The organism is Microbacterium sp. zg-B185 (assembly GCF_030246885.1).
Classification (GTDB): Bacteria; Actinomycetota; Actinomycetes; order Actinomycetales; family Microbacteriaceae; genus Microbacterium.
Genome location: NZ_CP126739.1, coordinates 2984546 through 3008526 on the forward strand (window position 1 = coordinate 2984546; position 23981 = coordinate 3008526).

General features: G+C 68.4%; 28 protein-coding genes. All 28 read right to left on the bottom strand.

The genetic code is table 11. The features are described 5' to 3' along the window. Positions 1-53 precede the first annotated feature (53 nt). The 28 genes from infA to QNO12_RS14365 all read right to left on the bottom strand — a co-directional run bounded on the left by infA (position 54) and on the right by QNO12_RS14365 (position 23703). A complete protein-coding gene (infA, locus tag QNO12_RS14230) occupies positions 54-275 on the bottom strand; it encodes a translation initiation factor IF-1 (protein WP_017201569.1) in 222 nt (73 codons plus the stop codon). 148 nt (positions 276-423) lie between these two features. Beyond that, positions 424-1116, bottom strand: a complete 693-nt coding sequence (locus tag QNO12_RS14235; protein WP_257501507.1) for a DsbA family protein — start codon at positions 1114-1116, stop codon at positions 424-426. A gap of 9 nt (positions 1117-1125) precedes the next feature. Beyond that, entirely contained in the window at positions 1126-1959 is an 834-nt protein-coding gene (map, locus tag QNO12_RS14240; protein ID WP_257501673.1) for a type I methionyl aminopeptidase, read from the bottom strand. A 24-nt stretch (positions 1960-1983) separates the two neighbouring features. After that, entirely contained in the window at positions 1984-2610 is a 627-nt protein-coding gene (locus tag QNO12_RS14245) for an adenylate kinase (protein WP_257501506.1), read from the bottom strand. Beyond that, positions 2607-3929 (bottom strand): preprotein translocase subunit SecY, encoded by a 1323-nt coding sequence (gene secY / locus QNO12_RS14250; protein ID WP_257501505.1) that lies wholly within the window; start codon positions 3927-3929, stop codon positions 2607-2609. Before secY ends, QNO12_RS14245 begins: the two co-directional genes overlap by 4 nt. A gap of 101 nt (positions 3930-4030) precedes the next feature. Further along, positions 4031-4696: a 50S ribosomal protein L15 gene (gene rplO / locus QNO12_RS14255; protein ID WP_257501502.1), complete on the bottom strand. Its 666-nt coding sequence runs from the start codon at positions 4694-4696 to the stop codon at positions 4031-4033. Next, the gene (gene rpmD / locus QNO12_RS14260; RefSeq protein ID WP_039402995.1) at positions 4696-4881 is read right to left on the bottom strand and encodes a 50S ribosomal protein L30; all 186 of its coding nucleotides are present in this window, start codon (positions 4879-4881) and stop codon (positions 4696-4698) included. The genes rplO and rpmD overlap by 1 nt, the downstream gene beginning before the upstream one ends. Continuing rightward, on the bottom strand, positions 4881-5600 hold the full coding sequence (gene rpsE, locus QNO12_RS14265; protein WP_374113573.1) for a 30S ribosomal protein S5: 720 nt from the start codon (positions 5598-5600) through the stop codon (positions 4881-4883). Before rpsE ends, rpmD begins: the two co-directional genes overlap by 1 nt. After that, positions 5597-5956, bottom strand: a complete 360-nt coding sequence (rplR, locus tag QNO12_RS14270) for a 50S ribosomal protein L18 (RefSeq protein WP_257501501.1) — start codon at positions 5954-5956, stop codon at positions 5597-5599. The genes rpsE and rplR overlap by 4 nt, the downstream gene beginning before the upstream one ends. A 2-nt stretch (positions 5957-5958) precedes the next feature. Continuing rightward, on the bottom strand, positions 5959-6495 hold the full coding sequence (gene rplF, locus QNO12_RS14275; RefSeq protein WP_257501500.1) for a 50S ribosomal protein L6: 537 nt from the start codon (positions 6493-6495) through the stop codon (positions 5959-5961). 6 nt (positions 6496-6501) lie between these two features. Beyond that, positions 6502-6900 (bottom strand): 30S ribosomal protein S8, encoded by a 399-nt coding sequence (gene rpsH, locus QNO12_RS14280; protein WP_257501499.1) that lies wholly within the window; start codon positions 6898-6900, stop codon positions 6502-6504. Between the two features lie 124 nt (positions 6901-7024). Then, on the bottom strand, positions 7025-7615 hold the full coding sequence (gene rplE / locus QNO12_RS14285) for a 50S ribosomal protein L5 (RefSeq protein WP_257501498.1): 591 nt from the start codon (positions 7613-7615) through the stop codon (positions 7025-7027). After that, positions 7615-7974 (bottom strand): 50S ribosomal protein L24, encoded by a 360-nt coding sequence (gene rplX, locus QNO12_RS14290; RefSeq protein ID WP_257501497.1) that lies wholly within the window; start codon positions 7972-7974, stop codon positions 7615-7617. Before rplX ends, rplE begins: the two co-directional genes overlap by 1 nt. A gap of 2 nt (positions 7975-7976) precedes the next feature. Then, positions 7977-8345, bottom strand: a complete 369-nt coding sequence (gene rplN / locus QNO12_RS14295; RefSeq protein ID WP_257501496.1) for a 50S ribosomal protein L14 — start codon at positions 8343-8345, stop codon at positions 7977-7979. Between the two features lie 33 nt (positions 8346-8378). Further along, entirely contained in the window at positions 8379-8696 is a 318-nt protein-coding gene (gene rpsQ, locus QNO12_RS14300; protein ID WP_257501503.1) for a 30S ribosomal protein S17, read from the bottom strand. 83 nt (positions 8697-8779) lie between these two features. Continuing rightward, on the bottom strand, positions 8780-9094 hold the full coding sequence (gene rpmC, locus QNO12_RS14305) for a 50S ribosomal protein L29 (RefSeq protein WP_257501495.1): 315 nt from the start codon (positions 9092-9094) through the stop codon (positions 8780-8782). Next, on the bottom strand, positions 9094-9513 hold the full coding sequence (gene rplP, locus QNO12_RS14310) for a 50S ribosomal protein L16 (RefSeq protein WP_257501494.1): 420 nt from the start codon (positions 9511-9513) through the stop codon (positions 9094-9096). Before rplP ends, rpmC begins: the two co-directional genes overlap by 1 nt. Then, positions 9513-10274, bottom strand: coding sequence for a 30S ribosomal protein S3 (gene rpsC, locus QNO12_RS14315; protein ID WP_257501493.1), 762 nt, complete (start codon positions 10272-10274; stop codon positions 9513-9515). The genes rplP and rpsC overlap by 1 nt, the downstream gene beginning before the upstream one ends. After that, positions 10274-10675, bottom strand: a complete 402-nt coding sequence (gene rplV / locus QNO12_RS14320) for a 50S ribosomal protein L22 (RefSeq protein ID WP_257501492.1) — start codon at positions 10673-10675, stop codon at positions 10274-10276. Before rplV ends, rpsC begins: the two co-directional genes overlap by 1 nt. Before the next feature lie 20 nt (positions 10676-10695). Continuing rightward, positions 10696-10977, bottom strand: a complete 282-nt coding sequence (gene rpsS, locus QNO12_RS14325; protein ID WP_257501491.1) for a 30S ribosomal protein S19 — start codon at positions 10975-10977, stop codon at positions 10696-10698. Between the two features lie 12 nt (positions 10978-10989). Beyond that, positions 10990-11829: a 50S ribosomal protein L2 gene (gene rplB / locus QNO12_RS14330; RefSeq protein ID WP_257501490.1), complete on the bottom strand. Its 840-nt coding sequence runs from the start codon at positions 11827-11829 to the stop codon at positions 10990-10992. A gap of 25 nt (positions 11830-11854) precedes the next feature. Beyond that, the gene (gene rplW, locus QNO12_RS14335; protein WP_257501489.1) at positions 11855-12166 is read right to left on the bottom strand and encodes a 50S ribosomal protein L23; all 312 of its coding nucleotides are present in this window, start codon (positions 12164-12166) and stop codon (positions 11855-11857) included. Continuing rightward, on the bottom strand, positions 12163-12825 hold the full coding sequence (gene rplD, locus QNO12_RS14340; RefSeq protein WP_257501488.1) for a 50S ribosomal protein L4: 663 nt from the start codon (positions 12823-12825) through the stop codon (positions 12163-12165). The genes rplW and rplD overlap by 4 nt, the downstream gene beginning before the upstream one ends. A gap of 4 nt (positions 12826-12829) precedes the next feature. Next, positions 12830-13486 (bottom strand): 50S ribosomal protein L3, encoded by a 657-nt coding sequence (gene rplC, locus QNO12_RS14345; RefSeq protein WP_257501487.1) that lies wholly within the window; start codon positions 13484-13486, stop codon positions 12830-12832. Positions 13487-13494: 8 nt separating this feature from the next. Continuing rightward, a complete protein-coding gene (gene rpsJ, locus QNO12_RS14350) occupies positions 13495-13803 on the bottom strand; it encodes a 30S ribosomal protein S10 (RefSeq protein WP_116648288.1) in 309 nt (102 codons plus the stop codon). Between the two features lie 557 nt (positions 13804-14360). Then, positions 14361-15302, bottom strand: coding sequence for a hypothetical protein (locus QNO12_RS14355; RefSeq protein ID WP_257501486.1), 942 nt, complete (start codon positions 15300-15302; stop codon positions 14361-14363). Between the two features lie 250 nt (positions 15303-15552). Then, positions 15553-15771 carry an Rv0909 family putative TA system antitoxin gene (locus tag QNO12_RS14360; RefSeq protein ID WP_257501485.1) on the bottom strand — a complete coding sequence of 73 codons (219 nt, stop codon included), beginning with the start codon at positions 15769-15771 and terminating at the stop codon, positions 15553-15555. A gap of 57 nt (positions 15772-15828) precedes the next feature. Further along, positions 15829-23703, bottom strand: coding sequence for a prealbumin-like fold domain-containing protein (locus QNO12_RS14365; protein ID WP_257501484.1), 7875 nt, complete (start codon positions 23701-23703; stop codon positions 15829-15831). Between the last annotated feature and the right edge of the window lie 278 nt (positions 23704-23981).

A 23981-nucleotide genomic window follows, 5' to 3' on the forward strand; every position in this document is an offset into this window, starting at 1 on the left:
CCGTCGCGCGCGGCGCGGAGCGCCGGCGTTCGGGCCGTTACTTCTCGACCGGTCTAGCGGTAGCGGTAGACAATACGGCCGCGGGTCAGGTCGTAGGGGCTGAGCTCCACGACCACGCGGTCCTCCGGAATGATGCGGATGTAGTTCTGCCGCATCTTGCCCGAAATCGTGGCGAGCACCTTGTGTCCGTTGCTCAACTCAACGCGGAACATCGCATTGGGAAGCGCCTCGGAGATCACGCCCTCGATCTCGATGACACCGTCTTTCTTCGCCATACACTCGCTAACGCCTGGCAGACTGGTCGGTCTGCGTTTGGGTGGGATTTGGTGTCGAGACACGCCGATGAAGGCGCAACGCACCAAGGGTCAATCATACGTGATAAAAGGACCTATCGGCAACTTGGGGCACCGGATGCCGCGGGGCTCACTCGAACAGCGTGCCCAGCTGAGCCGGGTCGGGCAGGGTCGAGTTCGCGATGACCGCGCCGTTGATCGCGATGGTGGGCGTGCCGACGCCGGCCGCGCCCGGGGCGACCGGGGTCTTCTCGGTCATCGCCGCGACGTAGGTCGCGAACTCGCCCTCGGTCACGCAGGCGTCGATCCCGGATGCGCCCACCCCGGAGGCGACCTCCAGGATCTGCGCGTCGGTGAGCCCGGGCGTCCCCTCGGCCGGCTGGTTCGCGAACATCGCCTGCATGAACGGCACCGACAGCTCCGGCTGGGTCAGCGCGACGCAGTACATCGCGTTCGCCGCCCGCGTCGAGTACTGGGTGCCCTGCGACTGGCGGTCCAGGATGGAGATCGGGTGGATGTTGAGGGTGATCGTGCCGTCCGCGACCAGTCCCTGGATCGCCTCACCGTAGAGCTGCTCGAACTGGTTGCAGACCGGGCACATGAAGTCGATGTAGGTGTCCATCGTCTGCTCTCCGCTGCCGACGGCGATGGCGCCGGTCTCGGCGTCCACGCTGGGCGCCTGCGGGGTGACGGTGGGGCCGGCATCCGGGGCGGAGCTGTTGTTCAGCTGGACGACGATCACCGCGACGACGACCAGGACCACCACGACGACCGCGGTCACCCCGATTGCGAACCAGTTCATCTTGCGCGCGGGAGCAGCCATTTGCGTGTCCTATCCGATCTCGCGGGGAGTCACCCCGAACGGCGCCAGCCCGGCGGCACCGCCGTCGGGTGCCGTCAGCACCCAGATGCCTCCATCATGCACTGCGACGCTATGTTCCCAGTGGGAACCGGCTGTGCCGTCCAGAGTCGAGACGGTCCAGTCGTCGTCCTCGACGAAGGTCGCCTGATCGCCGATGACGACCATCGGCTCGATCGCGACCGCCAGGCCGGGTCTCACCTCGGGGCCGGGGTCGGCGACACGGTAGTTGAACACGGACGGCGCCTCATGCATCTTGCGGCCGATCCCGTGCCCGACGTACTCGCGCAGGATGCCGTAGCCGTGGCCGGACGCGTCGATGTAATCCTGCACCGCGCCGCCGACCTCGCCGAGGTGGCGTGCGGTGGCCAGCGCGGCGATGCCGGCCCACAGGGAGCCCTCGGTCACGCGGGAGAGCTCTTCGCGCTCCGCGACCAGCTCCGGACGTGTCGGGTCCGGCACGACGAACGTGATGGCCGAGTCGCCGTTCCAGCCCCGGTACTCGGCACCCGCGTCGATCGAGACGATGTCACCGGGCTCGAGGGCGCGCGCGGACGGGATGCCGTGCACCACCTGCTCGTTGATCGACGCGCAGATCGTGTGCCGATAGCCGCGCACCATCTGGAAGTTGGATTTCGCACCGCGCGCGGTGATGACCGCGGATGCCGCGGCATCCAGTTCCAGCGTGGTCACCCCGGGGGCCACCAGCGCCCGGATGGCCTCCAGCGCGGCCGCGGTGATCAGGCCGGGCTCGATCATCGCCTGCAGCTGAGCGGTCGATTTGTAGATCGAGCGGCGGCCGGGCAGAGACGGGGTCACGGGAGACGCACGTCAGGCCGCGGCGGTCCGGATCAGTCCGCGCTGCTCGAGCGCGGCGATGATCCGGGCGCTGATCTCATCGAGCGAGCCGACGCCGTCGATCCGGTCGACGATGCCCCGCTCGCGGTAGACCTCGAGGATGGGTGCGGTCTCGCGCTCGTAGATGGCCAGGCGGTTGGCGATCACCTGCTCGGTGTCGTCGTCGCGTCCCTGCTCCTGCGCGCGCAGGGTGAGCCGCTCGATGCTCTCCGCGCGGGGCACGGCGAGCTCGATGACGGCGTCGAGCTCTTCACCGCGACCGCCGAGGAACTCGTCCAGGTCGCCGACCTGGCCGATGTTGCGCGGGTAGCCGTCCAACAGGAACCCGTGCGCCGCGTCGGCCTGGGAGAGCCGGTCGCGCACCACGGCGGTGGTCAGCTCGTCCGGCACGAGGTTTCCCGCCTGGATGATCTCGGTGACCTGCGTGCCCAGCTCCGACCCGCTCGCGATCGCGGCGCGGAACATGTCGCCGGTCGAGATGGCCGGGATGCCGAACGCCTGCGCGATGCGCACACCCTGGGTCCCCTTGCCGGAGCCCTGGGGTCCGACGATCAGGAGGCGTGCGCCTCCGGGCTGCTGAGCCGATCCGGCCGCGGTCATCGGAGGAGCCCTTCGTAGTGGCGCTGCTGCAGCTGGGCGTCGATCTGCTTGACCGTCTCCAGGCCCACGCCGACGATGATCAGGATCGAGGCGCCGCCGAACGGGAAGTTCTGGTTGGCGCCGACCGCCGCGAGGGCGATCAGGGGCAGCAGGGCGATGAAGCCGAGGTACAGCGAGCCGGGGAGCGTGATGCGGGTCAGCACGTAGTCCAGGTACTCGGCGGTCGGACGACCGGCACGGATGCCGGGGATGAAGCCGCCGTACTTCTTCATGTTGTCGGCGACCTCGACCGGGTTGAACGTGATCGCGACGTAGAAGTAGGTGAAGCCGACGATGAGCAGGAAGTACACGAGCATGTACAGCGGGCTGTCACCGGTGGTGAGGTACTGCGCGATCCACGCCACCCACGCGGGGGCCTCCTGGCCCGCCTGCGGCTGGTTGAACTGCGCGATCAGCGCAGGAATGTACAGCAGCGACGAGGCGAAGATGACGGGCACGACGCCGGCCATGTTCACCTTGATCGGGATGTACGTGTTCGTTCCGCCGTAGGTGCGCCGGCCCACCATGCGCTTGGCGTACTGCACCGGGATGCGGCGCTGGGATTGTTCGACGAACACCACCAGCGCGACGACCAGGATGCCGACGGCCAGGACGAGCAGGAACACCTCGAAGCCGCGCGACTGGGCGATGCCCCACATCGACGCGGGGAAGGCCGCGGCGATCGAGACGAAGATCAGCAGCGACATGCCGTTGCCGATGCCCCGCTCGGTGACGAGCTCGGCGAACCACATGATCAGGCCGGTGCCGGCGGTCATCGTGATGATCATCAGCAGCTGCGCCCACCACACGTCGTTGGTGAGGAGCTGCTCGCACTCGGGAACGCCGGTGGAGCCGAACAGCTGCCCGCTGCGGGCGACCGTGACCAGCGTCGTGGACTGCAGCAGCGCCAGGGCGATGGTCAGGTAGCGCGTGTACTGGGTCAGACGGGACTGACCGGCCGCGCCCTCCTTGTAGAGGGTCTCGAAGTGCGGGATCACCACGCGCAGCAGCTGCACGATGATCGTCGCCGTGATGTACGGCATGACGCCGAGAGCGAAGATCGACAGCTGCAGCAGCGCGCCACCCGAGAACAGGTTGACCAGCGAGAGCAGGCCCTCGGTGCCCGCACTCTGGCGGAGGCAGGACTGCACGTTCGGGAAGTCCACGAACGGCGCCGGGATGTGCGCGCCGAAGCGATAGATGGCGATGATCGCCAGGGTGAATGCGATCTTCCGACGAAGGTCGGGTGTACGGAAGACCCGCGCTATGGCGCTGAACAAGAGGATGCCTCCAGAGGGGATGCCGACACGCGACAGGGCGCATCAACTCCCAGGGTAACGCAGTGGGGGTCGGAGCTCGCTCCGACCCCCACCGGGTATGACTACTTGACGGATCCGCCCGCCGCGACGATCTTCTGCTCCGCAGAGCCGGAGACCTTGTCGACGGAAACGTTCAGCTTCACGTCGATGTCGCCGGCGCCGAGCACCTTGACCTTCTCGTTCTTGCGAACCGCGCCCTTGGCGACGAGGTCGCTGATGGTGACGTCGCCACCCGAGGGGTAGAGCTCGGCCAGCTTCTCGAGGTTGACCACCTGGTACTCCACGCGGAACGGGTTCTTGAACCCGCGCAGCTTGGGAGTGCGCATGTGGAGGGGCATCTGCCCACCCTCGAAGCCGACCCGGACGCTGTTGCGCGCCCTGGTGCCCTTGGTGCCGCGACCGGCGGTCTTGCCCTTGGAGCCCTCACCGCGACCCACGCGGGTCTTGGCGGTGTTGGCTCCGGGGACCGGACGCAGGTGGTGCACCTTGAGCACACCGGGGCGGGATGCCGCAGCATCCGCCTTCGGCGTGCTCTTGGGCGCGGCCTTCGCCTTGGGCGCGGCCTTCTCAGCCGTGTCCGCCTTGTCGGAGGCGGCCGACTTCGCGGGCGCCTTCTTCTCGGCAGCGGGCTTGTCGGCCTTGGCTGCCGCAGCCTTCTTGGGAGCAGTCGCCTTGGTGGCTTTCGCCTCCGCCTCGACGGCGTCCTTCTTCTCAGCCTTGTCAGCCATTAATCGATCTCCTCAACCTTCACGAGGTGAGCGACGGTCTTGACGTAACCGCGCGTCTGCGCGTCGTCGGGACGGACGACGGAGTCGCCGATCCGCTTCAGACCGAGGCTGCGCAGCGTGTCACGCTGGTTCTGCTTCTCGCTCACCTTGGACTTTGTCTGCGTGACCTTCAGCCGGGCGGCCATCATGCACCTACCTTCGCTGCGGCGGCGGCGTCTGCCTCCGCGCGGACGAGACGGGCGGGGGCGACCTGGTCGAACTCGAGTCCGCGACGCGCGGCGACCGCGCGGGGCTCTTCGAGCATCTTCAGGGCCGCGACGGTCGCGTGCACGATGTTGATCGTGTTCGACGAACCGAGCGACTTCGACAGGACGTCGTGGATGCCGGCGCACTCGAGCACGGCACGCACGGGACCACCGGCGATGACACCGGTACCGGCCGCGGCGGGACGCAGCAGCACCACACCGGCGGCAGCCTCACCCTGGACGGGGTGCGGGATGGTCAGGCCGACGCGGGGAACGCGGAAGAAGTTGCGCTTGGCCTCTTCGACACCCTTCGAGATCGCGAGGGGAACCTCGCGAGCCTTCCCGTAGCCGACGCCGACGACGCCGTTTCCGTCGCCCACGACCACCAGAGCCGTGAAGCTGAACCGACGACCGCCCTTGACGACCTTCGAGACGCGGTTGATGGTGACGACGCGCTCCAGGAACTGGCTCTTGTCGGCATCCCGCGACCCGCGGTCACGCTGGTTGGCGTTGCGCTCGCGGCCGCCACGGCGGGGCTCGCGCTCACGCTCGGGGGCAGCAGCGACAGCCTCGGCCGCCGCAGGTGCGTCGGTCGCGGCGGCAGCAGGCGCCGTCTGATCGGCAGAAACTGCCACTTCGGTCTCCTTGTTATCACTCACAGGTTCAGTCCCCCTTCACGGGCGCCATCGGCGATCGCCGCGACACGGCCCGCGTAGCGGTTGCCACCGCGGTCGAACACGACATCCTCGACGCCGGCGGCCTTCGCGCGCTCGGCGAGGAGCTCGCCGACCTTGCGAGCCTTGGCGGTCTTGTCACCATCGAACGCACGCAGGTCCGCTTCGAGGGTGGATGCCGAGGCCACGGTGTGACCCTTGGCATCGTCGACGACCTGCACGAACACGTGGCGTGCCGAACGGGTCACGACCATGCGCGGGCGCGCCTCGGTGCCGACGACCTTCTTGCGAAGGCGGGCGTGACGACGCGCGCGCGCGTCGGACTTCGTCTTAACAGCCATGGTTACTTACCACTCTTTCCGGCCTTGCGCCGCACAACTTCGCCGGCGTAGCGCACACCCTTGCCCTTGTAGGGCTCAGGCTTGCGGATCTTGCGGATGTTCGCAGCCGCCTCGCCGACGGCCTGCTTGTCGATGCCGCTCACGGTGACCTTGTTGTTGCCCTCGACCGTGAACGTGATCCCGGCGGGGGGTTCCACGAGCACGGGGTGCGAGAAGCCGAGCGCGAACTCGATCGAGCCGCCCTTCTGCGCAACGCGGTAACCGGTGCCGACCACCTCGAGGCCCTTGGTGTAGCCCTGGGTCACCCCGATGATGTTGTTGTTGATCAGCGTGCGGGTCAGGCCGTGCAGCGAACGCGACTCGCGCTCGTCGTCGGGACGGGTGACCAGCACCTGACCCTCCTCGACCTTGACCTCGATGGGGGACGCGACGGCAAGCGCCAGCTCGCCCTTCGGCCCCTTGACTGCGACATTCCGACCGTCGACCGTGATGGTCACTTCGGCGGGGATGTCGATCGGCAGACGTCCAATACGCGACATGTCAGATCACCACACGTAGGCGAGGACTTCCCCACCCACGCCCTTCTGCTCGGCCTGACGGTCGGTGAGAAGACCGGAGGAGGTGGACAGGATCGCGACGCCGAGGCCACCGAGAACCGTGGGGATCTCGGTCGAGCGCGCGTAGACACGCAGGCCGGGCTTGGAGACGCGCTTGATGCCGGCGATCGACCGCTCGCGGTTCGGGCCGTACTTGAGCGTCAGCGTGAGGGTCTGTCCGACGCGAGCGTCTTCGACGCTCCACTCGGCGATGTAGCCCTCGCGCTTGAGGATCTCCGCGATGTGGGTCTTGAGCTTGGAGCTCGGCAGCGACACGGAGTCGTGGTGCGCCGAGTTCGCGTTGCGCAGACGGGTCAGCATGTCTGCGACCGGGTCTGTCATTGTCATGTGTGTGTTTCCTTCGTTCACCAGGTTTCGTACGCCGTTACGCGGCGGCCGACCTGTGGTGTCTCGACGCGCCCGCTGTGCGGGCTACTCCACGACCGGGGCCGTCGAGCTCGAGGTGGATGGGTTATGCCTGTGCGTCCTCGGTGCGGAACGGGAAGCCCAGTCCGCGCAGAAGCTCGCGACCCTCGGCATCCGATTTCGCGGTGGTGACGACGGTGATGTCGAAGCCCCGCACGCGATCGATCTTGTCCTGGTCGATCTCGTGGAAGACCGACTGCTCCTGCAGACCGAACGTGTAGTTGCCGGTGCCGTCGAACTGCTTCGGCGACAGGCCGCGGAAGTCGCGGATGCGGGGCAGCGCGAGCGACACGAGACGGTCCAGGAACTCCCAGGCGCGGTCTCCGCGCAGGGTGACGTGAGCGCCGATGGCCTGACCCTCGCGCAGCTTGAACTGTGCGATGGACTTGCGGGCCTTGGTCACCACGGGCTTCTGACCGGTGATCTTGGTCAGATCGTCGACGGCGCCATCGATCACCTTGCTGTCGCGAGCTGCCTCGCCGACACCGGTGTTCACGACGACCTTGACGATCCGGGGGATCTGGTTGACGTTGACGTAGCCGAATTCCTTCTGCAGGGAAGGCGCGATCTCGCTGCGGTACTTCTGCTTCAGGCGCGGCTGGATCTTGCCAGCCGGCGCGGCAGTGTTGGTGCTCATCAGAGGTCCTTGCCTGACTTCTTCGCGTAGCGCACCCGGACGGTGCGCTTCACGCCATCCTTCGTCTGCTCCTCGACACGGTGGCCGACACGGGTCGGCTTCTTGGTCGAGGGGTCGACGACGGCGACGTTGGAGATGTGGATGGGCGCCTCGAAGGTCTCGATGCCGCCCGTCTTGGTCCCGCGCTGGGTCTGGCCCACGCGGGTGTGCTTGGTGACGTAGTTCACGCCCTGGACGATGATGCGGTTCTGCTCGGCCAGGACCTCGAGGACCTTGCCCTGCTTGCCGCGGTCTCCGCCACGCTCGGGCTTGGCGCCCGTGATGACCTGAACCAGGTCACCCTTCTTGATCTTCGCCATGACTAAATGACCTCCGGGGCCAGCGAGACGATCTTCATGAACTTCTTGTCACGAAGTTCGCGGCCGACCGGTCCGAAGATGCGGGTGCCGCGGGGCTCCCCGTCGTTCTTCAGGATGACGGCGGCGTTCTCGTCGAACTTGATGTACGAGCCGTCGGGACGGCGCGTTTCCTTCTTGGTGCGGACGATGACGGCCTTGACCACATCGCCCTTCTTGACGTTGCCGCCGGGGATCGCGTCCTTGACCGTTGCGACGATGGTGTCACCCAGTCCGGCGTAGCGGCGCTTCGAGCCGCCGAGCACACGGATGGTGAGCAGCTCTTTCGCGCCGGTGTTGTCGGCGACCTTGATGCGGGATTCCTGCTGAATCACTTGTTACTCCTTGGGTTCCAAGCAGGCCGAGGCCTACTTGGCCTTCTCGAGGATCTCGACCAGGCGCCAGCGCTTCGTGGCGCTCAGCGGACGGGTCTCGTTGATGACGACCAAGTCGCCGATTCCGGCGGCGTTCGCCTCGTCGTGGGCCTTGACCTTCGAGGTGCGACGGATGATCTTGCCGTAGAGCGGGTGCTTGACGCGGTCCTCGACCTCTACGACGATCGTCTTGTCCATCTTGTCGCTGACGACGTAACCGCGGCGGGCCTTGCGGTAGCCACGGGCTTCGGAGTCGCGAACGTCACGCTCGGAGGACTCGTGACCCTTGACCTGCGCTTCGGCAGGCTCCACGGGCGCCGCGACCTCTGCCGCGGCAGCGGTCTTCTTGGGCGCGGCCTTCTTGGGGGCCGCGGGGGTTTTCGTGGGCTCAGCCATTACTCGGCCTCTTCCTTCACGGCCGCGTCGGCGGAGTCCGCCTTCTTGGCCTTCGTCTTCTTAGCCTTCGTCGCCGCCTCCACGGGAGCGGGAGTGGCACGGATGCCGAGCTCGCGCTCACGGATGACGGTGTAAAGCCGCGCAATGTCGCGCTTGACCGCACGGATGCGGCCGTGGCTGTCGAGCTGGCCGGTGGCCGACTGGAAGCGCAGGTTGAACAGCTCTTCCTTGGCCTTGCGCAGCTCCTCGACGAGGCGCTGGTCTTCGTACGTGTCGAGCTCGCTCGGAGCGAGCTGCTTGGTGCCGATCGCCATTACGCGTCGCCCTCCTCGCGCTTGATGATGCGTGCCTTCAGGGGCAGCTTGTGAATGGCACGGGTCAGTGCCTCGCGAGCGAGTTCCTCGCTCACACCGGCGACCTCGAAGAGGACGCGACCCGGCTTGACGTTCGCGACCCACCACTCGGGCGAACCCTTACCGGAACCCATGCGGGTTTCGGCCGGCTTCTTGGTGAGCGGACGGTCGGGGTAGATGTTGATCCACACCTTTCCGCCGCGCTTGATGTGACGCGTCATGGCGATACGAGCGGACTCGATCTGACGGTTGGTCACGTAAGCGGGCGTGATGGCCTGGATGCCGTACTCACCGAAGGACACCTTGGTGCCACCGGTCGCCTGACCGGAGCGGCCCGGGTGGTGCTGCTTGCGGAACTTGACCTTGCGGGGGATAAGCATCAGGCTGACGCTCCTTCTGCGACGGGGGCATCGTTGCGCGGGGCACGCCGACGGTCGCCGCCACGGTCGTCCCGACCACGGGGCGCCTTGGGTGCGTTGGCCTGCTCGCGAGCGAGTTCCTTGTTGGTGAGGTCGCCCTTGTAGATCCAGACCTTCACGCCGATGCGGCCGAAGGTGGTCTTGGCCTCGTAGAAGCCGTAGTCGATGTTCGCGCGCAGCGTGTGCAGGGGCACACGACCCTCGCGGTAGAACTCCGAACGGCTCATCTCGGCGCCGCCGAGGCGGCCGGAGACCTGGATGCGGACACCCTTGGCACCGGCACGCTGAGCACCCTGCAGGCCCTTGCGCATCGCGCGGCGGAACGCCACGCGAGCGGAGAGCTGCTCGGCGATGCCCTGCGCGACCAGCTGAGCGTCAGCCTCGGGGTTCTTGACCTCGAGGATGTTCAGCTGGATCTGCTTGCCGGTGAGCTTCTCGAGGTCGGTGCGGATGCGCTCGGCCTCGGCGCCGCGGCGGCCGATCACGATGCCCGGGCGGGCGGTGTGGATGTCGACGCGAACGCGATCACGCGTGCGCTCGATCTCGATGCTGCTGACGCCGGCCCGATCGAGGTTCGACTGCAGCAGCTTGCGGATCTTGATGTCCTCGGCCACGTAGTCGGCGTAGCGCTGTCCAGGCTTCGTCGAGTCGGAGAACCAGCGCGACACGTGGTCGGTGGTGATGCCGAGGCGGAAGCCGTACGGGTTTACCTTCTGGCCCATTACTTGCTCGCCTTCTTGGTCTTAGCCGGAGCAGCAGCCGTGTCGGCGACCTCCGGGGTAGAGAGCACGACCGTGATGTGGCTCGTGCGCTTCTTGATCTGGAACGCGCGACCCTGGGCGCGGGGCCGGAAACGCTTGAGCGTCGTCCCCTCGTCCACGTACGCGTTGGCCACGTACAGGTCCTGCTCGTCCAGGTATTCGGCATCCTTGTCGGCCTTGACCCGAGCGTTCGCGATCGCGGCTGCTACCAGCTTGGCGATCGGCTCGCTCGCGCTCTGCGGCGCGAACTTCAGGATGGCAAGTGCCTCCTGGGCCTGCTTGCCCTTGATGAGGGCGACGACACGACGAGCCTTCTGAGGGGTCACGCGGATGTGTCGCACACGTGCGATTGACTCCACCATTTCTCTACCTCCTCAGTCGCCTAGCGGCGACGGCCTTTCTTGTCGTCCTTCTCGTGCCCGCGGAAGGTGCGGGTGGGCGCGAATTCGCCCAGCTTGTGGCCGACCATGGTCTCGGTCACGAACACAGGGATGTGCTTGCGACCGTCGTGGACGGCAATCGTGTGGCCGAGCATGGCCGGCACGATCATCGACCGGCGTGACCAGGTCTTGATGACGTTCTTGGTTCCCGCTTCGTTCTGGACGACGACCTTGCGAAGCAGGTGCTCGTCGACGAAGGGGCCCTTCTTAAGACTGCGTGGCATCTTCCTCTACTCCTACTTGCGCTTCTTGCCGGCGTTGCGACGACGGACGATGTACTTGTCGCTTTCCTTGTTGGCGTGACGTGTGCGGCCCTCTTTCTGGCCCCACGGAGTCACGGGGTGACGTCCACCGGACGTCTTACCCTCACCACCACCATGCGGGTGGTCGACCGGGTTCATTGCCACACCGCGGACGGTCGGGCGGATGCCCTTCCAGCGGTTGCGGCCGGCCTTGCCCCAGTTGATGTTCGACTGCTCGGCGTTGCCGACCTCGCCGATGGTCGCGCGGCAGCGCGCATCGACGTTGCGGATCTCGCCGGAGGGCAGGCGCAGCTGGGCGTACGGGCCGTCCTTGGCGACCAGACGCACTCCGACGCCGGCCGAGCGTGCCATCTTCGCGCCGCCGCCGGGGCGGAGCTCGATGGCGTGGATGACCGTACCGGTCGGGATGTTGCGCAGCGGCAGGTTGTTGCCGGGCTTGATGTCCGCGGACGGACCCGACTCGACCACGTCGCCCTGCGACAGCTTGTTCGGCGCGATGATGTACCGCTTCTCGCCGTCCGCGTAGTGCAGCAGCGCGATGCGGGCGGTGCGGTTCGGGTCGTACTCGATGTGAGCGACCTTCGCGTCGATGCCGTCCTTGTCGTTGCGACGGAAGTCGATCACGCGGTACTGGCGCTTGTGGCCACCGCCGATGTGGCGGGTGGTGATGCGGCCCTGGTTGTTGCGGCCACCGGTCTTGGACAGCGGGCGGAGGAGGGACTTCTCGGGCGTCGATCGGGTGATCTCAGCGAAGTCCGCCACCGACGAGCCGCGGCGACCGGGGGTCGTGGGCTTGTACTTGCGAATTGCCATGGTTATGTGTCCTTCGTCCCGACCGTCAGCCGACTGCCGTGAAGATGTCGATGGTTCCCGACTTGAGCGTGACGATCGCGCGCTTGGTGTCCTTGCGCTTGCCGGCGCCGAAGCGGGTGCGGCGGACCTTGCCGACGCGGTTGATCGTGTTCACCGCGGCGACCTTGACGCCGAAGATCTTCTCGATGGCGAGCTTGATCTCCGTCTTGGTCGCACGGGGGTCCACGAGGAACGTGTACTTGCCCTCGTCGATGAGCCCGTAGCTCTTCTCCGACACGACCGGCTTGAGGATGATGTCGCGCGGGTCCTTGTTCAGGGACGTCTGCAGGTCGGTCATGCCGAGACCTCCTCGGTCGCGGGAGCCTTCGCCGCGATGAACGCGTCGTAGGCAGCCTTGGTGAAGACGATGTCGTCGGAGACGAGCACGTCGTAGGCGTTGAGCTGGTCGACCGGCAGCACGTGGACGTACGCGAGGTTGCGGACGCTCTTGACGGTGATCTCATCGTTGCGGTCGATCACGACGAGGACGCGCTTGGTCTGCGCGACGTCGGCCAGGTACGCGGCAGCGGCCTTGGTCGAGGGCGCGCCCTCGATGCCGAAGGACTCGATGACGTGCAGACGCTCCCCGCGGGCACGATCGCTGAGCGCACCCAGGAGGGCGGCGGCGATCATCTTCTTGGGGGTGCGCTGCGAGTAGTCGCGCGGCTTGGGTCCGTGGACGACGCCACCACCGGTCATGTGCGGCGCGCGGATCGAGCCCTGACGGGCGTTACCGGTGCCCTTCTGCTTGAACGGCTTGCGACCGGCACCGGAGACCTCACCGCGACGCTTGGTCGAGTGGGTGCCCTGGCGAGCCGCCGCACGCTGTGCGACGACGACCTGGTGGATCAGCGGGATGTTGGTCTTGACGTCGAAGAGCGCGGCGGGCAGCTCGACCGAGCCGGCCTTCTTGCCGTCGGCGCTTCGCACGTCGAGCGCGAGATTCTGGTCAGCCATGGTCTCAGCCCTTCACTGCGTTGCGGACGTAGACGATGCGGCCGCGCGCGCCGGGGACGGCGCCCTTGACGAGCAGCAGACCCTTCTCGGCGTCGACGGCGTGCACCGTGAGGTTCAGGACGGTCACGCGCTCGCCACCCATACGGCCGGCCATGCGCATGCCCTTGAAGACGCGGCTCGGGGTCGACGATGCGCCGATCGAGCCGGGCTTGCGGTGGTTGCGGTGCGAACCGTGCGATGCCGAGACGCCCTTGAAGTTGTGACGCTTCATGACACCGGCGAAGCCTTTGCCCTTGCTGGTGCCGACGACGTCGACCAGCTGGCCGGCCTCGAACGTGCCGTCAGCGGTGATCTCCTGGCCGAGCGTGTAGTCGCCGGCGTCGGCGGTGCGCACCTCGGTCAGGTGACGGCGCGGCGTGACGCCGGCAGCCTCGAAGTGGGCGGTCTGCGGCTGGTTGACCTTGCGCGGGTCGATCTGGCCGTAGGCGATCTGGATCGCGTTGTAGCCGTCACGCTCGGGGGTGCGAACCTGGGTGACCACGTTCGGGGCGAGCTCGATGACGGTGACGGGAATGAGCTTGCCATTCTCGTTCCACACCTGGGTCATGCCGAGCTTGGTGCCCAGCATCCCCTTGGAAATCTTTGAGTTGATGTCTGCCATGGCGAGTCCTAGAGCTTGATCTCGATGTTGACGTCAGCCGGCAGGTCAAGGCGCATCAGCGAGTCGACGGCCTTGGGCGTCGGGTCGATGATGTCGATCAGACGCTTGTGGGTGCGCATCTCGAAGTGCTCGCGGCTGTCCTTGTACTTGTGCGGCGACCGGATGACCGCGATGACGTTCTTCTCGGTCGGAAGGGGCACGGGGCCCACGACGGTCGCGCCAGCACGGGTCACGGTGTCGACGATCTTGCGGGCCGACGAATCGAGGCCGGCGTGGTCGTACGACTTCAGGCGAATGCGGATCTTCTGTCCCGCCATTGTCTGCTCTCTCTCTTTCCGCGTCTTACGTTCCCGGGATCCGGGCCGCATTGGACGCACGGGGACGTGGGATGGGTCATCCCTCGTCCTTGGCACTTCGCTCACCGCGTTTCCGCGGTAAGGCTGCACCACTGTTCTGCTGTCAAACCGGAGGCTTTCGTCCCCGGCTCCCCCACCGGCGCTGCGCACGCGAGGCACGCCCCGTTGCCGGGATGCTGGTGTTGGAAGTGTTGCTCTGCTGCCTGCGGCCTAGGACCCTGCGCGTGTGCGCCGCCTATGCACTGCCCTGGCAGTGATCCGGGGCACGCGAACGGCCGCCGGAATGTGGAACCTCACTATTCTACGTGCAGCCCGGGCGTGTCGCAAACTCGGGCGTGTCGCGCGGTGTGTCGCGCTCCCGCGCGCCGCCGAGAGTGCCTGTTGCGGCTGCCGAGAGTGCCTGTTGCGGCTGCCGAGAGTGCCTGTTGCGGCTGCCGAGAGTGCCTGCCCAGGCTACCGCCGGTGCATGTCCGCCGGCCGAGAGTGCATGCCCCCGCTCGCGAGAGTGCACCTCCCCGCTACGGACGGTACCCGCGTGGCCAGCCCTGTTCGGTGAGGGCGGATAGGAACGCCGCGCAATCGTCGAGCTGCGGCATCCCCCAGTTCATGCCGGTCCACCCGGTCGCGTTCTCGATCGCCGCGCGTCGCGCAAGCTGGTCGCGCACGACCTGCGCGGGAGTGCGACCGCGGGTGAACTCCGGGTTCACCAGCTTGACCGCGCCGTCGAACTCCCCGAACCGGCGCAGACGCGGCCACGCGAAGTCGAGGTACGCCCAGCCGAGGTCGGTCATGACCTGGCGCTGCAAGTCGGGCGCCGGCATCCCGAGCTCCCACATGCGGTAGCGGCTGACGCTCTCGCCCGGCAGCTGCGCCCGTCCGTCGGCAAGTTCGGCCAGCAGCCGCGCGCGCCGGATGCCGCGCGCTCCGGGATTCGCGAAGATGCGGCGCCACACCAGGGCGCGGAAGCCATCGCTCGCAGCCGCATCGATCGTGTGCGCAGCGTCGTCCCAGGCGACGCGACGCAGCGCCGCATCGAACGCGGCGAGCCCGCCCTCGGGAGGGAGCGTGCGGATGACGTCGTACACGGTGCGGTCCAGGACCGTGACCAGGAGGCCGTCGAGCATCACGACGTCATCGTCGGGCAGCGGGATGCTGTGACGCACGACGTCCCCGCGGGACTTGGGCGGGTTCTCGCCGGGCTCGATGACGTGCGCGCGGGTGTCGCGGCTGCCGAAGACGGGGACGTGCCAGAGCGCCGCGGCCGTGAGGTGCGAGTACACCGGTGGCCGCCGCGCACTGGCCGCCACCGCGTGCGCGCGCAGCCGCTGGCGGCCGTCCACGTGCTGCGCCGCCCATTCCTCGGCGTTCACATGGATGCCGCGGCGCAGCCGCGTGAATCCCAGAGTGGGCGCGGGGTCGCGCTGCGTCGACCTGACGAGAGCGTCGTCGAAGGATTCCATCCGTCCAGGGTGAATGCGACGGTCTCCGAACGATGTCGGCGCGGGGCAATCGCGGCATAGCCTGCGGATCGCGGCGGCTGGGGAGGAATGGACGCCCGGCTGGGGTTCACGCACCCTCGCCAGCGGGGACACGCACCCTCGGCAGCGGGGTCATGCACCCTCGCCAGCGCGGTCATGCACCCTCGCCAGCGGGGTCACGCACCCTCGGCAGCGGGGACATGCACCCTCGGCGGCGCGGCCCTCAGAGCCGCTACGTGTCGTTGCCGACGGGTTTGTCGACGTTCTCGCGGACGCTGTCGACGTGCGTGTCGACGCTGTCCGGGGCGACCTTCTTGACGAAGCCCGCCGCGGCGTTCAGCGCGTTGTCGCTGATCTCCTCCGACTTGTCGGACTTGAGCGCCGCTTCGATCTTGTCCTTGTTCCCCTCGAGGAACTTCTTGCCCTGGTTCACCACGTCGTCGATACCCACGTGCCACTCCGTCGCCGCCCGGCCGGGCGCTCTTGCACCATCCACAAGTCCACGTGCTCAGGCCCGCGAGCGACGCCGCCTGACCAGCAGGATCAGCAGCCCGCTCAGCAGCGCCGCGGCACCGAGCCCGGCCAGTTCGGTCGGCAGGGCTGCCCCAGTGGCCGGCAGCCCGGGTCGGTGCGCGGGAGCCGGGGGCGGTGTCACGGGCGGCACGGCGCAGCCGGTGTCGGACGAGACGCCGCCCGGGTGCGTGACGGTCGCCGTGTTGAAGAACCCGCCGCCCTCATCGGTGCACACGAGCGCGCTGGGCGGCAGCGGACTCTGCGCGGACGCGGCGTCCACCCGATAGGTGTACGTGTCCACGGCCCCGGCCCCGATCTCCACGTCGGCGACGTTCGGGGATCCGACCCAGCCCTGCGCGATGATCGTGAACGCGGTGTCGAACTCCGGTGCGTCCGTGAGGGTGTAGGTCGTCGGCACCAGCCCGGTGTTGGTGACGGTCACCACGTACTCGATGCGCCACCGCCCCGCGCCGAGCTCGGTCACCGTGCCGTCGGACTTCTCGATCTCCACCGGCGCCACGACCAGTTCGCTGCACTCCTCATCGGTCGCCTCGAACGCCCCGTTGTCGACGCGCACCAGGTTCCACACGCCACCGCCCTCTTCGGGCGAGTCGCTGCAGATCAGGTCGTCCGGGTCGGCGCCGGCGACGCTGACCTGGCCGGTGACGATGTACGTGTGGGTGGCTCCGTCGGGCAGCAGGCCGGTCGCCGCCTCGGGCTGCTCCGCGCCGTCCCAGCCCGCCGTGAGAGTGCCGGTGCCGGCGCCGGCGGGTTCCACCGCGGGGCCTTCCACGCTCCACGGCGCCAGCAGCGTCACGCCGGTCGGCAACGGCTGGGGCCGGTCCTCCAGGGTGTAGGCGACCGTGACACCGCTACTGTTGGACACCGCGACCTCGTACGACACGATCCAGACACCGCCGCCGAGCGGGGTCGGCGACTGCGCCGTCTTGGTCACCGAGGGTCCGCCGGGCTCGGCGCAGCCGTCGTCGGCGTCGCTGCCGCCGGGGAAGACCACTTCCACGGTGTTGAAGAAGGCGCCGCCTTCGCCGGGCTCGCACACCAGCGACGGATCGCCGGCCTCCGGGTCGATGGATGCGACGATGCGGTAGGTGTACTCGGCCGTGCCGCCTGCCGCCAGAGGACTGTTCGGCACGGGCGCCGCACCGACCCACGTTCCGGAGACGAGGTCGATGCCGCTGCCCAAGTCGGGGACGTCGGTGAGGGTGTACACGGTCGCCACGGTCGCACTGGTGTTGGTCACGGTCACGACGTAGTCGATCTGCCAGTCGCCGTCGGGAAGCTGCTGCGCGGACCCGTCTGTCTTGTCCACCGTGACGCCGGCGAGCTGCACCGTCACGCAGCCCTCGGCATCCACCACGATGTCGCCGGAGGTGACGCCCGCCGTATTGATGATGCCGCCGCCCGCCGCGCACTCACCGGGTGCCACGGCCTCGACGGTCGGGATCAGCACCCCGCTCACGGTGTATGACAGGGATGCCGCGGGCTGCAGCGCCCCCGTCCAGATGTCCGCGGTCTCGCCCGGCTCTGCGGTGGTCGCGGTCGGGGCGGGCGCGTCCCCGACGGCCGCGATCGTCCACGCTCCTCCGTCGAGCACCCAGCCCTCGGGCACGTCCGGCAGGGTGTCGGTCAGCGCCGCCTGCAGCGCCACGGTGCCCGGGTTGCTCACGGTCAGTGTGTAGGACACGTTCCACGAGGCATCGGGGTTCTGCGTTGCCGGGTCCGCACCGGTCTTCACCAGCGCGGGGAAGGCCGGTTCGGCGCAGTCGAACACGGTCTGGTCGTCCTCATCGGTCGCCGACAGCGTCGCGCCGTTGAGGAACCCGCCCGCGGTGGGCACGCCCGGTGCGGTGTCGCACCGCCACGTCTCGCCGTCCTGCGAGCCGTCGGCGATGGAGGCCGTCACGGTCACGGTGTAGGTGTGCGTCGCGGGCGCCGCCGGATCACCTGATGTCGGCAGGGACGCCCCGGTGGCCAACGTGGCAGTGCCGGCGGGGAGGGTGAAGGTACCGGATGTGCCGTCCGGGCCCGTCCAGCTCGCCGCGGTCGGGGTGATCCCGTCGCCATACTGCAGAAGGTCGGAGAGGCTGTAGATGAATGTCGAGGTGTCGGAGTTGTTCGTCACCACGATGTCGTACGCAATGCTCCACGTGCCGTCGGCGTTCTGCACCGGCGAGCCCGCCGAGACCTGCTTGTCGATGGTGCCTTCGGCACGAATCGCCGTGTTCGTGATCTCGCAGGTGACATCGCCGCCGAGCTCGAGCCGGACCACGCCCTCCGCGACGAGCGGGTAGGTGGTGCCGGTGGCGGTGTCCGCGCAGGCCCAGTCGCCGGCTGTGTAGCCGGACGGACCGAAGGTCTCGGACAGGGTGTAGTCGACGTCTGCGGCGGCCGGCCCGAACAGCACGGCCCTGGTCGCACTCGTCCGCGTCCCGGTTCCGGACAGTCGCGGATCGGTCTCACCCGCCACAGCATTGAGCGTCCACAGGTCCGCGGTGGCGGTGCCGACGCCGTCCCGATTGTCGACGTTCTTCACGAGCCGCAGGATGGGGGCGATCGACGCGTTGGTGAACGTGCAGGTGACGGCTTGACCGTTGGCGACCGTCACCGTGGGCGCCTCGAGCGTTGCTTCGCCGGTGCTGCAGGACAGGTCCGTCCATTCGTAGTTCGCCAGCTGGTCCACCTCGGCCAGCGTGTAGCTGCCGGCCGGGACGTCCTGGGTCTGCGCGTGGTCGAAGACGATGGCGTCGCCGGTCTGCGGCTGAGCGGTGAGGCGCTGGTTCCAGTCGGTGGGCACGGCGCTGCCACCCAGCGAGTTGTCGACCTCCTTCACCAGGGTGAGGCTGCCGGGCAGGTCGGTGTTGCCGAACGTGCAGGTGACGTCCTCGGCGAGTTCGAGGGTGAGCGTGGGCGCGTCGGGCGAGACGGTGGCGCCGTTGTCGCAGGTGAGCGTGGTCCACTCGTAGCCGCCGGGGCCGCCGGATTCGGCGAGCGTGTACTCGACGCCCGCGGGGACGGTCACCCCGGTGACGGCGGGGGTTCCGGTGACGCCGCTGAGGTCGGGACCGCCCGGGGTGGTCGCGGACAGGGTCCAGTCGGTCGGCTCCGCGGTGCCGCCGCTGGCGTTGGCGACGGTCTTGACCAGGGTCAGCGTGGGCGCGACGTCCTCGTTGGTGAAGGTGCAGACCACCGCGCCGCCGTTGGGCACCGTGACGGTGGGTACAGACAGGGTGGTGTCGCCGGTGCTGCACGACAGCGCCGTCCACTCGTAGCCCTCCGGCCCCCCGGTTTCGCCGAGCGTGTATTCGCCGGCGGAGACCTGCTGCGAGACGTCGTGGTCGAACGGGATCGCCGCGCCGCCGGCGGGCTGGGCGGTCAGAGCCTGGTTCCAGTCTGCCGGCACGGCCGTGCCGCCCGCGTCGTTGACGACCTGCTTGAGCAGGGTGAGGGTGCCGGGCACATCGCCGTTGACGAAGGTGCAGGTGACATCCTCGTCCAGGGCCAGGGTGAGCGTCGGGTCCGCCACTGAAGCTGCCGAGCCGTTGTCGCACGAGAGGGACTCCCAGTCGTATCCGGCCGGACCGTCGCCCTCGCTGAGGGTGTATTCGGTGTTCGCCGGGACGGTGACCGAGGTGACGGCATCCGACCCCGTCGCACCGGACAGGTCCGGGCCTCCGGGAGTGGTCGCCGAGAGCGTCCAGTCGGTCGGAGCCGCGGCGCCGCCGGCGTCATTGACGACGGACTTCACGAGCGTGAGCGTGGGGGCGGTGTCGTCGTTGACGAAGGTGCAGGTGACGTTCTCGCCGTTGGGCACCGTCACCGTCGGCTCGTCCAGAGACGTCTCGTCCGTCGTGCAGGAGAGGTCCGTCCCGGTGTAGCCGGGGACCTGGTCGATCTCGGCGAGCGTGTAGGTGCCCCCGGGCACCGCGATGGTCTCGTTGTGGTCGAAGGCCAGGGTCTCGCCGGCGCTCGGCTCGGCCGTGAGGCCCTGGTCCCAGTCCTCGGAAGCGGCGGTACCGCCGTCGTCGTTGACCACCTGCTTGACCATGGTCAGACTGCCGGCCAGATCGGTGTTGCCGAAGGTGCAGGTGACGTCCTCAGCCAGGCCCAGGGTCAGGCTCGGATTCTCCGGCGAGATGTCCGCGCCGTTGTCGCAGGACAGCAGGACCCAGTCGTACCCGGAGGGTCCGCCCGTCTCGGCGAGGGTGTAGGTCGCTCCCGCCGTCACGGCGACGCCCGTGACGGCGGGCGTGCCGGTGACTCCGGAGAGGTTCGGTCCGACGGCCGAGGTGGCAGAGAGCGTCCAGTCCGTTGGCTCTGCGGTGCCGCCCCGCTCGTTGGTGACGGTCTTGACCAGGGTCAGCGTCGGGGCGACGTCGTTGTTGACGAACGTGCACGTGACGACCTCCCCCACCGCGAGCGTGAGTGTGGGGCTCGAGGGAGATGCGCTCGCGCCGTTGTCGCACGTGAGCGACTCCCAGGTGTACCCGCCGGGTCCGGTCTCGGCGAGCGTGTATGCGACGCCGCCGGTCACGGCCACGTCGGTCACCTCGGGAGTGCCGGTGACGCCGGACAGGCCAGGCTCACCGGGGCTCGTCGCCGAGAGGGTCCACTCCCCGGCATCGGCGGTGCCGCCGTTATCCCTGGTCACCGTCTTGACGAGCGTCAACCGGGGTGCCACGTCGACGTTGACGAAGCGGTACGTACTGGTCCCCAACGCAGGCACACTGACAGCAGGATCCACCGACACCCACGCGCCGTCCACCAGTTGTTCGAGCGCGAACGGGCGGTATCCCGGCCCACCGCCGGCTTCGGTGAGGGTGTAGGTCTGATCTGGCCTCACCGAGAATGTGTTGGCGGTGGTCGCACTCGGCGCCCCCGTGACGGTGGTCGGGATGAGCCCGAACTCGGTTTGCCCGGGATCGGCGGTCAGTTCCCACGCGTCGGCGTCGAGGGTTCCGCCCTCATCGTTGACCACTTGCTTGAGCAGCGCGATCGTGGCCGTCTGGTTGGTCGCCGTACAGGTGACCTGCTGACCCAGCGACAGTGTCACCCCGCCGTCGCTGCCGTCGTAATCGCTTCCCGCCGCAACGCAGTCCCAGCTGCCGGTGGCCCCCTCGATCAGCGTTGCGCCCTCCTCGACGGTCTGCACGTAGGTGCCGGGGCCGGTCTCGGTGAGCAGGTACCGCACGCCGGGTGTCACCGGGGCGGACGTCCCGCTGACACCGGTCGGGCCGGGCAGACCCGTGCCCCCGATCGGTGATGCGGTGAGTGTGAACTCGTCGGGAGTCGCGTCGCCGTTGGCGACCGACTTGACCAGGGTCAGGGTGCTCACGCAGGTGACGGTGTTGGTGACGGTCACGACGTTGGGGTCATCGGCGGTGATCTCGTACTCACCCGCACCGGTGGAGGTGTTTGCGCAGCCGGATGGAAGGTCGGTCACCTCTTCGGTGATCGCGACGGTGTCGCCGACGGTGTACTGCGGGTAGGTGGTGCCGAAGTTTCTGGGATCCCCGTCGAGGAACAGATCAGCGGTGCCCACCGGCTGCGCCCCGTCGTCGTAGGGCACGCCGTCGACGATCCACTGCTTGTCCACACGCAGCGAGACCGTCGGATCCGGCGCCTGGTTGTAGACGGTGCACGTGACGACACCGCCCTGTTGCGCGGTGGTCGTGAAGCCGAGCGCTCCGCTGTCGGTGACCGGCACCGCGGCGCCGGTGTTGTCCTGACACGAGGCGTTGGCATCCCCCTGAGGAACCAGCTCGTATCCTTCCTGCAGCGTCTCAGTGACGGTCACGGGCGCAGTGCCGCCCACCTCGATCCCCCGGGCAGCGAAGCTGACCGCGCCGGTGTCGTTCGTCTGAGCGGATGCCGGGTCGATGGTGACGCCCGGTGCGTCGGTGGTCGCGTCGAAGTTCCACCCGGCGGACGGGGCCGCGTCGGCGATCTCGCCCTCGGCCGGAATCACCAGCTTGGTGACGTTGACCGTTCCGGCGCATTCGCCGAGTGCGCGCTGGACCAGGAATTCCTGGAGTTGCTGATAATCCTCGACCAGGAAGTAGTCCTGGCCGGAAGTTGGACCGGAGATCGCCTGAAGATTCTGCACTTCTCCGGCTGAGGCAGGCCCGATGCCAACCCCGACCACGGTCGTGCCCCGTTCGATCTTGAGCGTGTTGGCCGAGAAGACGGCGTTCTCCATCTCGACGAAGCGCGTGCGATTGCCGGGTCCGGCGGGAGCGTCTCCGCTGCCGGTTCCGGGAGGACCGTAGTAGGTCGGGCTGCCGTCGGTGAGCACCAGCAGTACGTCGAGCGTGTCAGCGCCGCTGGCCTGTGAGACCTGCCACAGCCCTTGATCCCAGTTCGTGCCCTGCTCCCACCCGCCGGTGTTGACCACCGTCAGCGCGGTCACCTTGTCGCGCACGGTCGCGGCGCCGGCGGGGGTGGACACAGGGGTGAGGGCCAGGTTGGTGTTCGCGGCACCGACCGCCGGCGCGCTGCCCGCGAATGTCCATACGCCGATGGAGGACGGCGTCCCCTCCAGGACGTCGACGAACCCGGCGGCCGCATTGCGCAGGTCCTGCTGCGAACTCGCCAGGGAGTTGGACAGGTCCACCAGCAGCCCCACGCGCAATCCGCACGTCTGCGCCAGCGACGGGTTGATCGCGGCGTTCGCCCACTGGCTGCCGCGCGCCTGGAGGTTCGTGCTGCCGCCTGTCTGCTGCGGGTAGTTCACCGTCTCGCCCGCGGGGACCACGGCCGTGCGCAGGCGATAGGGCTGCGCAGACACATTGGTTGACGTTCCCACGTCGAAGCTCTCGATGATGCGGTACCCCGGCGCCGGGGCCGTCTCGATGACCCAGTACTGCGCGCCGGAGGGCACCGGGACATCGCACTGGCCGCTCGCTTCGGTCACGCAGGTGCCGACGAGGTTCGCCGGCGCTGTGTCGGGCGCCGTGTCGGTGCCGCCGCTGTACACGGAGAACGTCGCCCCGGCGAGGGGACCGACGCTCTGCGGGCCGGTGCGCTCGCCGCCCTTGCTCAGGGTGAGGGTGCCGGGGGCCGTATATGTGTGCGTGAAGGTGCACGAGGCCACCAGGGAGGAGTTCGTGGTGCCGATGTACCGCAGAAGCGCCGTTGCGGCGGTGAACTCCAGACGCGTCCCCCCGCTGGTGTCGTTGAGGACGCAGCTGACGGTCGTGGTGTAGTCATCGGTGACTCCGGGCGTGCCGGTCGCTTCGAGCGTGTAGGTGCCGGGCTTGGGAACGCGGCGCGACTGACCGCTGGCGAAGTCGTACCAGTCGTCGGAACCGACGACGGTGGCTCGCAGCGCCCAGTCGCTGGGCGTCGCCGGTCCGCCCTGCACCACGCTGGTGATGCTCAGGGTGCCGCAGGGTCCGTTTCCGCCCACGCAGTCCTGGACGTTCGCGAAGGGCGTGATGATGCCGGGATCCTCAGTGGCGGCATCGGTGTCGTCCGTGGGCGCCTCGGGATCGACCGGGGCTTCGGGTGTGACCGGCTCGGCGGGATCGACCGAGGCGGTGGGTTCCGGAACCGGATCCTGCGGCTGCGGTGTGTCCACCGCAGGATCCGGCGGTGCGGGGGGATCGGTCGGCGGTGCGGCCGGATCGGTGGTCGGCGCCACGTCGGGGGCCGACGCGTCGGGCTCAGCGGCGGCGTCGCTGGGCGGCGCGGCGGTCGCCGTGGCCCCAGCCGCCGGCGGAAGGGGTGCGGCACCGGCGGTGGCGGTTCCCGAGAACATCAGCCCCACGACCAGCAGCGCGGTGAGTCCCGCGGACGATCCCCGCCGGGCTGCCTCCAAGCGCCCGGCGGGAAACCTGCCCGGCCGTGTCATGACGTCACTTCACTTGCGCGTGCGCAGCTCATATCCACACCTTCGTCACGTACGGTCCACGTCCGGACACCGCCCGAACCGTGCGTTCGTCCGCAGGTGTGGTCCCTCCCCGGACCCTGCAGCGTGCGCTGTGCACAAGCTATTTCGCGGTGCGGGCAGCGAGAAGGGCCCTAGGTCCCGTGAGTCGGGGTCACCGTCGCGCTCTCTCGCGCTCCGTCTGCACCACCGTGGAGACGCACGAAACCCCCCGGATTGCTCCGGGGGGTTTCGTGACGTGC

Excerpts from the sequence above, each read along its gene's own strand:
- rplE (WP_257501498.1), bottom strand. The coding sequence starts at position 7,615 with ATGAGCACCAACACTGCCGCGCCGGCTGGCAAGATCCAGCCGCGCCTG.
- rpmC (WP_257501495.1), bottom strand. The coding sequence starts at position 9,094 with ATGGCGATCGGCACCAAGCAGCTCGCTCCGAGCGAGCTCGACACGTAC.
- rplO (WP_257501502.1), bottom strand. The coding sequence starts at position 4,696 with ATGGCTGACAAGGCTGAGAAGAAGGACGCCGTCGAGGCGGAGGCGAAA.
- rplV (WP_257501492.1), bottom strand. The coding sequence starts at position 10,675 with ATGGTGGAGTCAATCGCACGTGTGCGACACATCCGCGTGACCCCTCAG.
- infA (WP_017201569.1), bottom strand. The coding sequence starts at position 275 with ATGGCGAAGAAAGACGGTGTCATCGAGATCGAGGGCGTGATCTCCGAG.
- rplR (WP_257501501.1), bottom strand. The coding sequence starts at position 5,956 with ATGGCTGTTAAGACGAAGTCCGACGCGCGCGCGCGTCGTCACGCCCGC.
- rplC (WP_257501487.1), bottom strand. The coding sequence starts at position 13,486 with ATGGCAGACATCAACTCAAAGATTTCCAAGGGGATGCTGGGCACCAAG.
- rpsC (WP_257501493.1), bottom strand. The coding sequence starts at position 10,274 with ATGGGCCAGAAGGTAAACCCGTACGGCTTCCGCCTCGGCATCACCACC.
- rplX (WP_257501497.1), bottom strand. The coding sequence starts at position 7,974 with ATGGCGAAGATCAAGAAGGGTGACCTGGTTCAGGTCATCACGGGCGCC.
- rpmD (WP_039402995.1), bottom strand. The coding sequence starts at position 4,881 with ATGGCCGCCCGGCTGAAGGTCACGCAGACAAAGTCCAAGGTGAGCGAG.
- rpsJ (WP_116648288.1), bottom strand. The coding sequence starts at position 13,803 with ATGGCGGGACAGAAGATCCGCATTCGCCTGAAGTCGTACGACCACGCC.
- rplB (WP_257501490.1), bottom strand. The coding sequence starts at position 11,829 with ATGGCAATTCGCAAGTACAAGCCCACGACCCCCGGTCGCCGCGGCTCG.
- QNO12_RS14245 (WP_257501506.1), bottom strand. The coding sequence starts at position 2,610 with ATGACCGCGGCCGGATCGGCTCAGCAGCCCGGAGGCGCACGCCTCCTG.
- rplF (WP_257501500.1), bottom strand. The coding sequence starts at position 6,495 with ATGTCGCGTATTGGACGTCTGCCGATCGACATCCCCGCCGAAGTGACC.
- rplW (WP_257501489.1), bottom strand. The coding sequence starts at position 12,166 with ATGACCGACCTGCAGACGTCCCTGAACAAGGACCCGCGCGACATCATC.
- rplD (WP_257501488.1), bottom strand. The coding sequence starts at position 12,825 with ATGGCTGACCAGAATCTCGCGCTCGACGTGCGAAGCGCCGACGGCAAG.
- rplP (WP_257501494.1), bottom strand. The coding sequence starts at position 9,513 with ATGCTTATCCCCCGCAAGGTCAAGTTCCGCAAGCAGCACCACCCGGGC.
- rpsS (WP_257501491.1), bottom strand. The coding sequence starts at position 10,977 with ATGCCACGCAGTCTTAAGAAGGGCCCCTTCGTCGACGAGCACCTGCTT.
- QNO12_RS14355 (WP_257501486.1), bottom strand. The coding sequence starts at position 15,302 with ATGGAATCCTTCGACGACGCTCTCGTCAGGTCGACGCAGCGCGACCCC.
- rpsH (WP_257501499.1), bottom strand. The coding sequence starts at position 6,900 with ATGACAATGACAGACCCGGTCGCAGACATGCTGACCCGTCTGCGCAAC.
- QNO12_RS14235 (WP_257501507.1), bottom strand. The coding sequence starts at position 1,116 with ATGGCTGCTCCCGCGCGCAAGATGAACTGGTTCGCAATCGGGGTGACC.
- QNO12_RS14365 (WP_257501484.1), bottom strand. The coding sequence starts at position 23,703 with ATGACACGGCCGGGCAGGTTTCCCGCCGGGCGCTTGGAGGCAGCCCGG.